The sequence below is a fragment of the Pseudomonas meliae genome, from assembly GCF_001400515.1.
GTDB classification, from domain to species: Bacteria; Pseudomonadota; Gammaproteobacteria; order Pseudomonadales; family Pseudomonadaceae; genus Aquipseudomonas; species Aquipseudomonas amygdali.
Map to the genome: position 1 here is coordinate 1 of NZ_LJQT01000113.1, position 355 is coordinate 355.

1 pseudogene is annotated in these 355 nt (G+C 55.8%); it reads right to left on the minus strand.

The features are described from left to right. Positions 1–67: 67 nt before the first annotated feature. A pseudogene (locus ALO64_RS26170) lies at positions 68–355 on the minus strand (transcription termination/antitermination NusG family protein); the annotation flags it as partial.

A 355-nucleotide genomic window follows, 5' to 3' on the forward strand; every position in this document is an offset into this window, starting at 1 on the left:
GAACGCAAAAAAACACAGCCTGGCAAAGCCCGGCGGTGAAATGGAAAATCGTGGGAAGTGGTAATGCCTAGGCGGCACGTACCCTCGAATAGCAAAAGGTTCCGTGGCGCCTGACAAGGCGCTCCAGCGCTGCGACCTGGGCCAGCAGCGCAAGGAAAGCCGCACTACGCGCAGCTTGAGATTTCATGTCGATGATCAGACGCAGCGTTTTTTCCAGCTCAGTCGGCAAATTACGAAACTCGATGCAATCAAGCGCACGGTTGGAACGAACCAAAGCCGCTGCCTTCAAGCCCTCTACTGTGCTGTCCTGCATGACACACGCTTGACCGCCGAACTGAACGAATCCATGGGCACA